The organism is Paraburkholderia sp. BR13439, from assembly GCF_040948805.1.
GTDB classification, from domain to species: domain Bacteria; phylum Pseudomonadota; class Gammaproteobacteria; order Burkholderiales; family Burkholderiaceae; genus Paraburkholderia; species Paraburkholderia youngii.
Genome location: NZ_JBFPKN010000014.1, coordinates 47,061 through 61,241 on the forward strand (window position 1 = coordinate 47,061; position 14,181 = coordinate 61,241).

Annotated in this window: 13 protein-coding genes and 1 pseudogene; 8 read left to right on the forward strand and 6 right to left on the reverse strand. The window is 59.1% G+C overall.

Translation table 11 applies throughout. The annotated features are described in order from the left end of the window. Positions 1-114 precede the first annotated feature (114 nt). On the reverse strand, positions 115-894 hold the full coding sequence (locus tag AB3X96_RS25555) for an SDR family NAD(P)-dependent oxidoreductase (RefSeq protein ID WP_368591897.1): 780 nt from the start codon (positions 892-894) through the stop codon (positions 115-117). Positions 895-1,035: 141 nt separating this feature from the next. Here AB3X96_RS25555 and AB3X96_RS25560 point away from each other — a divergent pair, with 141 nt between their 5' ends. The 5 genes and pseudogenes from AB3X96_RS25560 to AB3X96_RS25580 all read left to right on the forward strand — a co-directional run bounded on the left by AB3X96_RS25560 (position 1,036) and on the right by AB3X96_RS25580 (position 5,241). Further along, entirely contained in the window at positions 1,036-1,941 is a 906-nt protein-coding gene (locus AB3X96_RS25560) for an AraC family transcriptional regulator N-terminal domain-containing protein (protein ID WP_368591898.1), read from the forward strand. Positions 1,942-1,951: 10 nt separating this feature from the next. After that, positions 1,952-2,266 (forward strand): annotated as a pseudogene (locus AB3X96_RS25565) (TRAP transporter substrate-binding protein); the annotation flags it as partial. Between the two features lie 770 nt (positions 2,267-3,036). Further along, positions 3,037-3,378 carry a DUF4148 domain-containing protein gene (locus tag AB3X96_RS25570; protein WP_368591899.1) on the forward strand — a complete coding sequence of 114 codons (342 nt, stop codon included), beginning with the start codon at positions 3,037-3,039 and terminating at the stop codon, positions 3,376-3,378. 153 nt (positions 3,379-3,531) lie between these two features. Next, positions 3,532-3,930 carry an RcnB family protein gene (locus tag AB3X96_RS25575; RefSeq protein WP_368591900.1) on the forward strand — a complete coding sequence of 133 codons (399 nt, stop codon included), beginning with the start codon at positions 3,532-3,534 and terminating at the stop codon, positions 3,928-3,930. Positions 3,931-3,993: 63 nt separating this feature from the next. Continuing rightward, the gene (locus AB3X96_RS25580) at positions 3,994-5,241 is read left to right on the forward strand and encodes a GNAT family N-acetyltransferase (protein ID WP_368591901.1); all 1,248 of its coding nucleotides are present in this window, start codon (positions 3,994-3,996) and stop codon (positions 5,239-5,241) included. Between the two features lie 68 nt (positions 5,242-5,309). Here the strand turns inward: AB3X96_RS25580 and AB3X96_RS25585 are convergent, their stop codons facing one another. From AB3X96_RS25585 to AB3X96_RS25600, 4 genes are all read right to left on the reverse strand, one after another. After that, positions 5,310-6,464, reverse strand: a complete 1,155-nt coding sequence (locus AB3X96_RS25585) for a porin (protein ID WP_368591902.1) — start codon at positions 6,462-6,464, stop codon at positions 5,310-5,312. A gap of 210 nt (positions 6,465-6,674) precedes the next feature. Beyond that, on the reverse strand, positions 6,675-6,842 hold the full coding sequence (locus tag AB3X96_RS25590) for a hypothetical protein (RefSeq protein WP_368591903.1): 168 nt from the start codon (positions 6,840-6,842) through the stop codon (positions 6,675-6,677). Beyond that, on the reverse strand, positions 6,839-7,582 hold the full coding sequence (locus AB3X96_RS25595) for a DUF4198 domain-containing protein (protein ID WP_368591904.1): 744 nt from the start codon (positions 7,580-7,582) through the stop codon (positions 6,839-6,841). Before AB3X96_RS25595 ends, AB3X96_RS25590 begins: the two co-directional genes overlap by 4 nt. A 43-nt stretch (positions 7,583-7,625) precedes the next feature. Continuing rightward, positions 7,626-9,680 (reverse strand): PepSY domain-containing protein, encoded by a 2,055-nt coding sequence (locus AB3X96_RS25600; protein ID WP_368591905.1) that lies wholly within the window; start codon positions 9,678-9,680, stop codon positions 7,626-7,628. 103 nt (positions 9,681-9,783) lie between these two features. Between AB3X96_RS25600 and AB3X96_RS25605 the strand changes: the two genes are divergently transcribed. Beyond that, positions 9,784-11,253, forward strand: a complete 1,470-nt coding sequence (locus AB3X96_RS25605) for a PLP-dependent aminotransferase family protein (protein ID WP_368591906.1) — start codon at positions 9,784-9,786, stop codon at positions 11,251-11,253. A 415-nt stretch (positions 11,254-11,668) separates the two neighbouring features. Here the strand turns inward: AB3X96_RS25605 and AB3X96_RS25610 are convergent, their stop codons facing one another. After that, positions 11,669-12,550 (reverse strand): LysR family transcriptional regulator, encoded by an 882-nt coding sequence (locus AB3X96_RS25610; RefSeq protein ID WP_368591907.1) that lies wholly within the window; start codon positions 12,548-12,550, stop codon positions 11,669-11,671. A 150-nt stretch (positions 12,551-12,700) separates the two neighbouring features. On the opposite strand from AB3X96_RS25610, the gene AB3X96_RS25615 reads away from it, so the two are divergent. Then, positions 12,701-13,447 (forward strand): SDR family NAD(P)-dependent oxidoreductase, encoded by a 747-nt coding sequence (locus AB3X96_RS25615; RefSeq protein ID WP_368591908.1) that lies wholly within the window; start codon positions 12,701-12,703, stop codon positions 13,445-13,447. A gap of 17 nt (positions 13,448-13,464) precedes the next feature. Beyond that, positions 13,465-14,166, forward strand: a complete 702-nt coding sequence (locus tag AB3X96_RS25620) for an MFS transporter (RefSeq protein WP_368591909.1) — start codon at positions 13,465-13,467, stop codon at positions 14,164-14,166. Positions 14,167-14,181: the final 15 nt, after the last annotated feature.

The window sequence follows — 14,181 nt, forward strand, 5'->3', positions numbered from 1 at the left end:
CAGCGCCTGGGGGCGTCATCTCGACGAATGGGCGTGGCGATCCCCGTCATGCATAAATGTACTGAGCATTGACTTGGCACCCGGCCTCGAGCTGCCGCCGCTAGCGACGGCGAGTCAGATTTGAATGCCACCCGCCACTTCTATGCGCTGCGCGTTTACCCAACCAAAGTCATCCGACAAAAGACCGGCAATCACTGGGCCCACATCCGACGGCAGTCCGGCTCGGCCAAGAGCGGTATGGTCGGCGACGGCCTTGTTGACCTGCGGATTGTCTCGCACGATGCCACCACTAAAGTCCGTCGCGATTGCGCCTGGCGCGACGACGTTGACCGCGATCCGGCGCGGCGCGAGCTCAAGGGCCATATAGCGCGTCAGCGCTTCAACGGCTGCCTTCATCGGCCCGTAGATCGCCCGCCCCGGAAACGCGAAACGTGCCAGCCCCGAGGAAATGTTCACAATACGTCCGCCGTCGTTGATGAGCGGCAACAGCTTTTGCGTCAACAGGAACGGCCCCTTGAAATGCACCGCGAACTGAGCGTCAAGCTCCGCTTCGGTGCCCGCTGCGAACGTCGCCGCTGACGACGTCCCTGCATTGTTCACCAGGTAATCGAAGTGTTGCGCGCCCAACTGCCCGAGTGCCTCTCGCAGACGTGTGACGAAATCATCAAATGCGCTTGCATCACCCACGTTCAACTGGAGGGCAAGCGCCTGTCCGCCCGTTTCGGCAACCATCGCACAGACCTTTTCCGCCTCGACGCGATTCGAGTGGTAGGTGAAGACCGAGCGGACTCCACGAGTCGCGAGGCGCAGAACTGTGTCGCGGCCTATCCCGCGACTGCCTCCGGTGACGACCGCGATTCTCGAAGTCGGGTGACGACCATTGTTCGTTGCCATTTGGCACCTGGCGGTAAGTTTGAAAACCTCAATTCTCCCGGCAGAGCCACCAGCAGTTAATACCCGAACCTACCCAAATCTTGCCTGATCCTGCTGCGCTCACTAAGCTTGATCCACGCGCATTCTCCATACAAGGCAGCTATGTCGAACGAACTGGCCGTTGCACTGCTTCGTTATATCGAAACGCAAACAGGAACAAGCCCATACCGCACGGCCGTGGACGGGCTTCTGATTCTGCGCTCCGACCACCCGAAACCGCCGACATTTCTCGTGGCGCGCCCAGCACTGTGCATCGTTGCACAAGGTGCCAAATGGGCCAGCTTCGGTGGGGCGAAACTGGAGTACCGGGCCGGACAGGCGCTGGTGGTCGGCGTTGAGACTCCGTCGCAGGGCCGCGTGTTCGAAGCGAGTCCCGACAATCCTTGCCTGGTTCTTGTACTGGAACTCGACCTGATAATGATGCGCGCCGTTGCAAGGGAGATGTCGCCGCCACCTGTGGCGGCAGGAGACGCGAGCTGCGGCGTGTTCATCGCGGACTTCGACGGCCCGCTGGCCGATTGCGCGTTGCGGGTTGTTCGCTTGCTGGATACCCCGGACGCGGTCGGAATTCTTTACCCGCTGGTCATGCGGGAGATTTGTTATTGGTTGCTAAGAGGTCCAAAAGGCCCCGAAATCATAAAGCTGGCGTCGAGCGGGAATGCCTCGCACGGTGTTCTGCGCGCGATGGCAAATATCAGAACTCGATTTTCGCAGCCAGTGCGAGTGGAAGATCTGGCTAAAATCGCTCAACTAAGTCCGTCGGCGTTCCACCGTCAATTCAAGGCGCTGACCGGACTTTCCCCTCTTCAATATCAGAAGCAATTGCGCCTACTGGAGGCCCGCAGGCTGCTGCTGTCACAGTCGATGAGCGTTCAAGCCGCCTCGTTTGCGGTGGGATATGAGAGCCCTTCGCAATTCAGTCGGGAGTACGCGCGGATGTTTGGCGCACCGCCCAAAAGAGACAAAGAGGACTCAACCAATGCGAAGACGATGCGCGAGGCTGCTTGAGTTACTCCGGGTCTATTCGGAAACCCAGCATACGATGACCCCCGAAGTGCTGGTGTTCTCGAAGAAGGTGTGGGACACGCTGACGCCGCAGGAGCAGCAGATCATCAAGAAGGCTGCGGCCGACTCCGTGCCGGTGTATCAGCAGTTGTGGACCGCACGTGAAGCCGAAGCGCAGAAGACCGTCACCGCAGGTGGCGCAACGATCATCCCGGCAGCACAGATCGACCGTGCCGCGTTCGTGAAGGCGACCCAGCCGGTGTGGGCGAAGTACGAAAAGACCCCGCAGATGAAGCAGATCGTCGACGAGATCCAGGCGATCAAGTAAGTCTCGCTCCCTGGCGGCAATGGTCCCGCGAGATTCTTCGCGGGACCTATAGTGCAACAATAGAGACGGGTGCCAATCGTAACGACGTCACCCAACTCGTTCCACCATACGTTGACCTTGCCGACGAAGCCTCGATGAATGCTAGAGGTCGCGGTCGAGAGGATCGTCTCGTCATGTCCGCTGGCGAGTACAACGGCTCAGTGTGACTCAGCCGGACATCCAGCAAGTCGAGTCGCGCCTGTACTGCGTGTTCGGCAACGGCGCAAGGAGATATCGGTGCCCTTATCCGCCCAGGACCGCCAGATCATGATCCCTCCTGTCGCGAGACCATAGATGCCAATGACCGCACCGATCATGACAACGACGAAAATGATCCAGTCCGACGTGATGAATACTGGCTTGCCCTGCTCGCGGTCAGCCCAGACGTAGAGCGCGGTCGCAAGCGCTCATAGTCTCTCAGTTTGGGAGACTATGAATCCATAAGCCGCCACGAACTGATCCGCAGTTTCAAGGTCGTGCGTAGGCTCGTGGCTTCGCGAGCGCGAGATACGACAGCCCCCTCCTCGTCCCTGCCTGCATGTGAATTGCCATCTAATTTGCACTATATATCTGCCGTGCTGCCGCAATAGCCTATATTTATTGCATTGAATGCAATAGTCTCTTGCAAAGTAGGTGTTTACCCTTGTTTACTATTTCCTTACACTTCTCTTGACGGTTGAAAACAAGCAGAAGCTTGTAACGTTCAACCAACAACCAAGGAGGTAGTAACCATGAAGCCCCTCGTCAAACTCGCCGCCTTTGTCGCTGCCATCGCCTTCGCTGCTCCGATTACGGTTTTCGCCGCAGCGAACGCGGCAGCAAACCATCCACTAACCCGCGCTGAAGTCCGTGAGCAACTGGTCGAAATAGAAGCAGCGGGCTACAACCCAGCCCGTGCGAACCCGCGCGAATATCCAGCGGACATCCAGGCTGCTGAAGCCAAGGTTGCTGCGCAACACGGGGACACGTCCGGAGTGGGTGGCGTCATAAGCGGTTCGTCCGCAGCGGGGGGCCATGCCTACACGAGCGAAGCAGCCCGCACCGGCCCGGGTTCCGTCTACTTCGGTCACTAACCGGCTGACTGCCGGACGGCTCTTCGTCCGACCGTCTTTCCATGGAAGTGCGCAGAGAGCCTGCGCACTGACCATCTCCGCTGAACGGCTCGGGAAACATAATCGCCGTCAAACGCCACTGTTTCATATCGATCAATTCTCCTCGAGGCAGCCATGAAATCGAAATTGCTCGCGCAACTCATGATTGCAGCCCTACTCGGTGCGTCGATCCCCGCTTTCGCCCAGCCTCACGACAATCAGCATCACAGTGACTGGTCGGCGCACGGTCCCAAACAACACGACATGCGTCCGCCGCCCGTTCACGGTCATGACCCCATGCCGCAGGAGGCCTATCGCGGGCGGCCGGGCGGCCCGATGCCGCACGCCGACTGGCGTCAGGGCGATCGACTTCCGCCCGAATACCGCAATCGCAACTACGTCGTCGACGACTGGCGGGGCCACGGCCTCCGACCGCCGCCGCACGGCTATCACTGGGTCGGGGTGAACGGGGATTACGTGCTCGCCGCTATCGCGACTGGCATCATTGCGGACGTCCTGTTCTCCAGCCACTAACACCGGCGGCAACAATGTCGACGAGGCTTCGCCTAAGATAAGAAAGCAGGATGCGCAGTCGTTTTGAGTTTGCCGCTGGTCCTCGGCCCGTTCGCGATGAAACTACTTCCACCACGACTGAACACCCGCCTGCAACTACGCAAGAAACTGCGTCGCGCGAGCGGGTTTCAAATCGCCATTGCTCATCGCCTCCGCCAGCTCAATGTGGAGGATTGGCGCTCGGTAACTGCTGGGCAGAGCTTTTATTTTTCGCCGGAATACCTGCAAATGATTGAAGCGGCAGGTCCAGCCAATCTAGAGCCGCGCTACGCCTTGATCTCGGATGACGACGGACCGCGCGCCACTGTCTGCATGCAAATCGTCCAGGTGAGCCTCGACCACCTAGGCGAACAACGCAACCACAAACTCAAGGTTCCATTCAAAGAGCGCGTGCTTATCTGTGGCAACCTGCTCAGCTACGGGCAGCACGGCGTTTGTTTCGCGCCCGGCAGCACCCCTGCGGAACTGTGGCCCGCCGTGGCGGAGGCACTGTATCGTACCCGTCGAAGCGAAAAGCTGGATGGCCAGACCAACGTGATTTTGGTCAAGGACATTCTGGAGGCCGACAAGATGCCCAGTGCCTGCCTCGGGGAACTCAGCTATTCCGCCGTCGAAACCGAGCCGAACATGGTGCTGACGCTCCCTGAAGGTGTCCATACCCACGATGACTATCTTGCGAGTCTCGCTTCCAAGTATCGCAATGCCGTCAAGTCCCAGATCTACAAGCCGTTCGAGGCGGCTGGATTCCGGATCGAGCGTCTTGACCAGGTGACGCCGTTTTCTGCACGTTTGCAAGATCTCTATCTGCAGACCCACACTAATGCCAAATTGCGCCCGTTTATGTTGGAACAGGAATACTGGTCGGCGCTAGCGTTAGCTGCCGCTGCATCCATCGCGTTCCACGTCGCAGTCAAGGGAAGCCAAATTTACGGCTTCGTTGTTACGCTCAAGGATGCTGAGACGGCGGTCGTCTGGCACATCGGCTTCGATCGCGAAACAGCCGCCAATGGTGTGCCGCTATATCTGCGCCTGCTGCATGCGTCACTGACGCAGGCAATTGATTTCCGTTGCCGACGTGTCTCTTTCGGCAGGACAGCGCTCGCACCTAAAGCGCGCATTGGCTGCCGGCCGGAGCCGATGCAGATTTGGGTACGCCACCGCCAGCCTCTGCTAAACCAGGCCATCGGCCCTTTGCTGCGATTGATCCAGCACGAAGATGCGCCGGAATGTTCTCCTTTCAAAAAAACAACGAACCACTCTGAAGGGTTTTAATAGTCGTCAGTTCACTTTGCATTGGATGCCAGCCCATCTCGTCAATCCGAAACCTACTTCAAGCTCTGCTAGAAGCGATGCCGGATGCCAACAACTACTTGTACCTGGCTCTGAGTTGTGGAGGCGGTTAGGCCGTTGAGGTTTGCGACCGCCTTCCCACCGGTCGAATCGGTGCCCGACGCATGCTGGTAAACCGCGACTGTGTAAAGGTCAGTCCGCTTGGATAGCAAGTAGTTAGCCCCGATCGTGCCTTGATTGTAAGTTGCACCGTTCACGCCATATCCTTTCAGGTAGTTATAGGCGACGCCGAGGTGGAGGGCTGGCGTGAGTTGATAGCCGAGATTGACTTCAACGTCGTGGAATTTGGCATCGCCGCCTGCGCCGGTAGCCGGGAGACCCGGTAGCGTCCCGATATCCTTGAACTGCGTGTTGCTGTAGACAACGCCGAACGTAGCGGCACCAACGACATAAGAAGCGCCTGCGACGAAAATCTGCTGGCTTTTCGCGGACGCATAGCCCGAATACACGCGGCTTCCAGACATGTTGGACCCCGTCGTGCTTGAGGCCGCGGTATTGCCAAAATAGGAAAAGTTAGGATCTCGCGCGTCAACGAAGGCGGTGCCAAGCGTGAGTGGCCCCAAATTGTAGTTCGCCCCGACCGACCAGATCTGATTCTGGTTGAATTTCCCAGCGACACCGCCAAAGCTGTACAGGCCCGCGAACGACAATCCAGCGTACGACACACTGCGAAACTTGATCGCGTTGTTGACGTGGTTGCTACCATCTGTGTTATCTAAATCACCAGGATGGGCGCTGGCGAATCCACCCCACATCTGTGCCGCCACGAACATATAGGTCAAGTCGTTAATCAAATCATATTGACGCCCGAACGTAACGGTTCCTAGGTTCGATGATGAAAAACCGAGATAGGCTTGACGCCCGAACTCGTCGCCCCCTTGGCCGAGTTTCCCGTTTGCAACACTGAAGCCGTTTTCTAGCACGAAAAGTGTTTGAAGTCCGCCGCCGAGATCCTCAGCGCCTCGCAACCCCCAACGGTTGCCACTCAGATTTCCGGCAACCATCGAATACTGCTTGTGGCCACCAACGTTGTTCACATAGTTCATGCCGACGTCGATCATACCGTAGAGAGTCACACTGTTCTGAGCGTGTGCCGTACATGTGAACGAGGCTACGAGCGCCGCGGCAATCAAAGACTTTTTCATAAGAAGGTCTTCTGGTTGAATAAGAAAATGAAATAAAGCGAACGACACTCGTCACGCGTCGTCACCCGACGACCCGGCGAATACGATGCGGTGGATAAAACTTCTCCCGGTTCGCTGCGTCGAGATGGATGTAGCCGGTTGCGGCGCAGCGCATCGGGGAACGACGAAAACGCCGGCAATCAGAGTTGCCGGGGTCGAGGGACGCCTTCCTTACTTGATGACAAAGCGCGCGCTGCTCGTCGACTCGTCTTCCAATGTCGCGAGAGCGATCGCCTTGTCGTCCGCGACAAGCTTCACGCCGCAAGCGGCTGCAGCAAGTGCAGCAGGCCGGAAATTCGTTTCATTGGGGAGGAGTTCCAGCAGATAACCGTTGATCACTCGGGCAGGTGCGGCAGCACGAACGACAGTGTGGCCTTATGCTCGTCCTGGTTCGCCTTCGCTGGTTCCGACGGCGGCGTATCGAGTGTTGCTACGACCACGTTCAGGCCCTGGTTGCGCACCTTGATCGTCAGGGTGCCATCTGCACCGGTCTTCATTGGTTTGGAATCAGGGTCATTGACGAAATCGGGTTGCACCTCGGCGCCGGGCGCGGGCTTGCCGTCGTAAAGCACGCGAACCGTTAGCGGCTGGCCCAACTGATCCGGCATCTGTTTGCCAACCGGTACGATCTGCAGCTTCTGCCCGGGCAGTACGGGCATCGCCCCATTCAGGGGCCGGCGCAGATGCACCGCGTACTTGAACGTGTGCTCGCTGAACGTGGCGCCGGGCACCTCGTCCTTGCCCTTGTTTTGCCACTCGCCGTTCGCAGTCTTGCTCCACAGGCCGTAGTCCATCATCCCGGCAACGATTGCCGGCTGCGTGTCGGTATCCACCACGAGCAGCGGTCCGCTGGGCGTGAGATGCGTGACGACCTCCTTGCCCTGCTCGTCGTAGGCAGTGACGCTCTTCACCTTGTGCTGGCGCTTGATGACATCCAGGTCGTCGCTGCCCTCGCCGTAGATCAGCGCCAATTGGTTCGAGCGCTGCGCGAAATAGATGCCATGCGAGTGCGCCAGGCTGGCGATGCCCATGCCTGCAATCAGGCTTGCCACGACAGCGAGTTTTCCGGTGATCCCCATTTGTGTCTCCTTCCAGTGGTTGAAACAGTTCCGGTCTTTCCATCTACAGATCGAGTACCAGCGTCCGGCTATTGGCACGCGAACAGCAGGGAGTGAATCGATCGTTTCTATTCTTCTCGTCGTCGGAGAGAAACACGTCGCGATGCTGCGGTTCGCCTTCCAGCACGCGCGTCACACAGGTACCGCAGACGCCCTGCTCGCAGGACGCCGTAATATGGATTCCGTACTCGGCCAAAGCAGTCATTACCGTCTTGTCTGCCGGGATACAAATAGTCCTACCTGTGCTTGCGATCGTGACGTCGAATTCGACATTGCTGTCGGATTCCCTCTTCTCAACGCTGAAATATTCCCTGTGCACGCGGTCTTTGCGCCAGCCTTTCTGCAATGCGGTGTCGATGACGGCATTCATGAATGCCTCGCCGCCGCATACGTACAAGTGCATTCCGGCATCGTGCGTCTGGAGAAGCACGGCCAGATCCAGCCGTTGCTGTTTCTCTTCTTCCGTGAAGTGGAAGAAAACGTGGTCGGCGAACGTCGAGCGCTTGATGCGCTCGACAAAGGCCGCGCGCGCCGGCGAGCGCGCGAAGTAATGCATTTCGAAATCGGCTCCGAGACCAGCCAGGTGTTCCGCCATGCAAAGAATCGGCGTAATACCGATACCGCCCGCGATGAGCAGGGAATGCTTCGCGGATTCCACGAGCGGGAAGTGATTTTTCGGAGCGCTGACTTCGATCAGATCGCCTTCCTTGACCTGCTCATGCATGGCCCTCGACCCACCGCGCGTTGGCTCCGCCCGCATGACGGCAATCAGATAGCGATGTCTTTCCCGAGGAGGATTGCACAGCGAGTATTGTCGAACCTTTCCGCCGGGTACGTGAACATCGAGGTGGCAGCCGGCCGCAAACGGCGGCAGCGCTTTTCCGGCAGGGTCGACAAGTTCAAAAGATTGGATGTTCTCCGCTTCCGCCGTTTTTCTGGCTACTTTCAACGCGAGAGTCGTCCGGCGCGACACGGGAGCTGGCCGAGACCGTCTGCCGCGCAGATAACTGCCGATGCCGGCGTAAGCCAATAGCGGTACAGAGAGCACGCCAATCAGTTGCAGCACTTGCATAAATCCGCCGCTCAGCCATCCGTAATGCAGCGCAAGCGCCGTCAGGTAAATTCGATGACCTAGGCTGTTCTCCGCATATGAAGTAAAGCGCAACACTTCGCCCGTGTTCGAATCGACACTAACGTAGGAGAACGCATTTATATGCGGCGCGTCGCGTGCGACAAGATCGAAGTTGAAAGCATCGCCCGGCTTGCCAGGGTAGCGAATGCGGGCATATTCTGGTTGCGGCACCAGTGCCTGTGCGCGTTGCCAGAGCGCCTCGACTGGCAGGCGTTGCGTCGCGGCCTGCACGACCGATCTTGGGGAAGGTGCGGGGGGCTTCGATGCCGTCAGTGTGTAGAGCGCATCCCTCACGAATTGAAACGATTGCAGCGCGCCGGTGAGCGCGCACGCAAGTACGATGAGGCTGACATACGCGCCAAGGGTTTTGTGCAGACTGAGCCAGCGCGCGCGACCGGTGAGGTTGGGCTTGATCGTGACGACTCGCCTGCGTTTGCGCAACGCCTCCGGAATCCACACAGCCAGGCCGCCACCGACCAGCACAATCGCGAATGTCAGCGCAAGCGTTCCAGCGACGACGCTTCCATTCTTCAGAAACTGAAAACTGTGCAGACTGGCCATCGTACCGAACAGGCCGCCGTAACGATGCTCGCTTCCAAGCACTTCGCCAGTGCATGGATTGACGTAGTACCACCGGTCGTCGCTGAGGAGAACACGTGTGCTGGAATCCGCGTCGGCGTATATGCGCACCTGCTTTGGCCGGCCTGCGGCTGGATTGGAAGCGCTGGCATTGGCAATCAACGTATCGAGCGGCAGGCGCTCTTTGCACGATTCGACCTTGAGCAGACCGTGGTAGATGACGGGTTCGAGTGGCTCCCGAAACAGCATGCCCGCGCCGGTAACCGCCACCATGACGACGAACAGACCGATGCTCAGGCCTATCACGCGATGTAACTGACGAATACGCTCACGTAGAGATACATGCATAGGATCCCCAATAACTGAAAAGGCCTTGGTCGATGACGAGCCTTGACAGTACGCGGACCCACTGCGAACCTATGAGTCCAATTCAAAAAGCTGGATAGGTCCAATGGCTGACTCGTTGCTTGCTGATCTCCTGATCGGCCACCTCCGCCGGGATGGGTCCGTACCACTACAGATCCAGATTGCGAACGGGATCCGGGACGCAGTATCGGACGGCACTCTGAAGGCTTCCACACGTTTGCCGTCTTCCCGAGCGCTCGCGGCTGCACTGAAAGTCTCCCGGATAACCGTTGTAACGGCTTATGACAGGCTGTCGGCCGACGGCTATCTCCATACCGATTCCACGAGTGGTACGCGTGTCTCCGACAAGCTGCCGCAATCAATGAAGTCAGCGCCTAGGGAATCGACCGCACGAACCCTGTCCGAGCGCGGGCAGCGACTGATAAGCGCTCCTGCGGGGATCCAGGAACGCAAGGGGGCGTTCGTTCCGGGGGTTTGCGACACGGATTGTTTTCCGTATCAGATATGGAGGCGTATCCAGAATCGCTATCTCGGCGAGCAGCATGCGGAACTCATGGGCTACTCCAATCCGGGCGGATATCTGCCGTTGCGTCGCGCGCTGTCGGAATATTTGCGCGTATCGCGCGCGGTTCGGGCCGCCCCGGAACAAATCATCGTGACGATGGGCAGCAATCAGTCGATTGACCTTTGCTCACGCATTCTGGCCGACGTGGGCGAATTAGCCTACGTTGAAAACCCTTGCCACTGGGCAACGCCAATCCTGTTGCGCGCCAACGGGCTGGAAGTGGAGGCTATTGCTGTCGACAATAACGGTATGAAGCTCGAACGCTGTTCGCGCCGAGCCCGCCTCATAGTGACGACCCCATCGCATCAGTTTCCGATGGGGGTGACGTTGTCGGACGAACGGCGTGCCGGTCTGCGTGCGGCCGCTGAGCAGTGGGATGCATTCGTTCTGGAAGACGACTATGACAGTGAGTTCCGATATGACCAGCGTCCGCTTCCGTCTCTTCAGGGCGTCGATGAAAACGGCCGTGTCATTCTGATGGGAACGTTAAGCAAGGTAATGTATCCCGGCATGAGGCTCAGCTATATAGTTGTTCCGCCCGACCTGGTCGATTCCTTCGCAGCCGCTTCGTTGCGCTTATACAGACCGGGGCACCTTTCCTTGCAGGCAGCAATGGCAGACTTTATTGCGGACGGGCATTTCTCGAAGCACATCCGGCGGATGCGCGATATCTACGGGACAAGACAATCGGAATTGCTCCGATGTCTGGACCAGTGCTTTGGCGATGCACTTGAAACATCACGGAACGCGGCGGGTCTGCATATGACAATCAGGATCCGTGATCTGCTTGACTTCGATACGACTGTATCGCGATCGCTTGAACAGGGAATTTACCTTCGCAGGCTGCACACGTTCAATCAAGGAGATCCGGGATTTCGTGACGGCTTTCTGCTGGGATTCGGTGCGCTCGATATCGAAGCCATCCGTCCCGCTGTCCAGACCTTCGCCGGCATCGTCGAGAGCGTAATATCCGTGCCGGATTCGCGGTAATGCCCCTCACGCACTTTTCACCAGGGTCGTTCCGCTGCTCGCGAGGAAAGATTATCACTAGCTGTCCGGGAGGACCGTCAGCGTCGATTGACGTCGCACGCGGGGTGCGGGTTCGCATAAGTCGGCCGCGAAGCGGAAAGGTGCGCGAGCGCCAGCGACGTACGATCGCACGATGCGCGTTGCAGGTTCGCAAGCGCACCCGGCAGATCACCTCTGAACAGATGCGACAGGCCGGTCAGACGATAGGCGGCAAGGCGATCGCATGTGCATCAGGAGGCCGCTGCGAGATCATTAAAGTGTTGAGCGAGCGGGACAGCCAGCACATATTCACCGTTGAGGTAGTGGCACATCCATCGCCCCACATGCCCAACAGTTGATAATCTGAATTACCGCGTCCAACCTGCCGTTGTGCAACTTACTGCTTGATCTGGTCGATGCGCGACAGAAACGTCGACAGGATCGCTGAGCGGTTGTTCCGGTTATAGCCGACCACAAGCTCGATACTTGGCGGTTCGCCCTTGAGCGGTCGGCTTGTCACCGACCAGGGCAGCAATTTCTCGGCATAGGAGGGCAGCAATGCAACGCCTCTCGTCGAGGCGATTAGCGACATCGCCATCGTCAGGTTGTGCACGCGATGCGCGGGGTCGATGGCGACGTCGTTTGTCGACAGATAGTTTTCGATCGCGCCGCGCATGGGACCGGCTACGTCTGAGCCGCCTATGAATAATTCACCCGCCAGTTCGTGCACGTCGATCTCATCGAAGGCCGCAAGGCGATGGTCGCTTGGCATCAGCACGACGAACGGCTCGCGTGCGACCGTCACGTACTCGAGGTCGGGTCGGTTGGCTTCGGCACGCATGAAAGCGACGTCCAGCCGTCCCGTCGACAATCCCTCTGCGAGTTCAGGGGAGTGCTCGCTCGAAACCGTCATTTCGATGCTCTGCAGATCGCTCGCGAGCACGCGAGTCGCTTCCCCAAGCCAAGTCACTTCCTGTCCGCTCAGGAAGCCAACAGCAAACGTCGGCCTGGACGGTCGCGCCGCCCGCCGCGCTGCCTCGCACGCCGCATCGACTTGTGCAAGAGCGAGGCGGGTATGGTCCAGAAATGCCTTGCCAGCGTCGGTCAGTTCGATGCCACGCGCGCTGCGCACGAACAGTTGCGCACCTACTTCGTATTCAAGGTCTCTGATCTGCCGGCTCAGAGACGGCTGGGACGTGTACAGCCGACGTTCCGCCGCGACGGTCAGGCTGCCCTCTTCGGCCACGGCGACGAAATAACGAAGATGACGCAGTTCCATACACGCGTTCCGTTTAGTCATGCCTGACAGGTATGGGGGTCAGCTTACAAAGTCTTTTTCGCGCGGACAAGTGGCGACTATCGTTCGATCACATCAGCCGGACGAAACCCTCCCTCGCCTCAACGTCAGTTATCTGCTGGAAGGACGATCATGAACTCCCTGACAGGAAAGACCGCGCTCGTCACGGGCGCTTCCCGCGGCATCGGCCGCGCGACCGCACTGGCTCTGGCAGCAGCAGGCGCGCGCGTGCTCGTGCACTTCGGCAGCGACGAGAAGGCTGCGAATTCCGTCGTCGAGGCGATCCGTGCGTCTGGTGGTTCTGCCGACAAGGTCGCCGCAGACCTGAGCGCGGCGAACGGCCCTCACGAACTGGCCCGTCAGGTACGCGGGCTGATTGGCGAGCGTCTTAACATTCTCGTTGCGAATGCCGGCATCTCGAAGGCCTCGTCGATCGCGGAAACGACAGTAGAGGATTTCGACCGGTTGTTCGCCGTCAATGTGCGCGCCCCATACTTCCTCGTCCAGCAACTGCTGCCCGTGCTGGGCGAGGGCAGTAGCGTGGTCCTGCTGTCCTCACTTGCAGCCCGCGCTTCGGTTGGCAATCTGTCAGCCTACGCCGCGAGTAAGGGAGCAATCGACACACTGGTCAAGCATTTCGCCGCAGCGCTTGGCGAGCGCGGCATTCGCGTGAACGCAATCGCGCCGGGCGTTGTTGAAACTGACATGTCGAACTTCGCCAAAACCGATGCCGGGCGGGACTTCACCCTCGGCATGCAGGCCCTCAAGCGCGTGGCGCAACCCGACGACATCGCAGGCGCAGCCCTGTTCCTCGCATCCGATGCGGCACGCTGGGTAACGGGTGACACGCTGCGTGTCGATGGCGGCTCGAAGCTCTGATACCGGTGGAGACGGCCATGACCCACACAGCCTGCCCGACTGCCCCTGCGATTCACAGCGGGAGCACCCGTGGATACACGCATTCCGCATTTGGACACCGGGCCAGTTTCTGCGTCTCGGCCGGCGTGGTCGCTCATACCCTCTGGACCAGCGCGGCACCCGCCATGACGTACCGGCTCTATGCAAGCGAATGGCATCTCACCCCGACGACCACAGCCGAAATCTTCGCGATCTACCCGATCGTGGTTGTCAGCGTGCTCATCCTGTTCGGCGGCCTTTCCGACCAGATCGGCCGAAGGGCGACGATGCTGCTCGGTCTGGGCGCTTCTTTCCTCGGTGCACTGATCCTCGCGCTCGCGAACGATGTTTCATGGCTTTTCGTGGCACGGGCATTCATGGGCGTTGGCGTTGGCGTTGGCCTGACGGCCGGCCCGTCAACTGCCGCGATGGTCGAATTCAACGAAGGCGGTGCGCCGCGGCGAGCCTCCGTGATCGCCACTGCCGCGCAGGCCGCGGGCTTTGCAGCCGCGCTCATCGTCGGAGGCGCACTCACTCAATACGCGCCGTGGCCCTTGCACCTCGTTTTCTGGCTGCTGGCTCTCCTGATCGCAGCCTTGTTCATTGTCCCGTGGTTCCTGCCCCAACAGGGAGAGCACGACGCCGCAGGCGGTGGACACCCAGTTTGCCTGTCAATTGCCGCTATCGCCGCGTCGTGCTGACTGCTCACCGCCAGC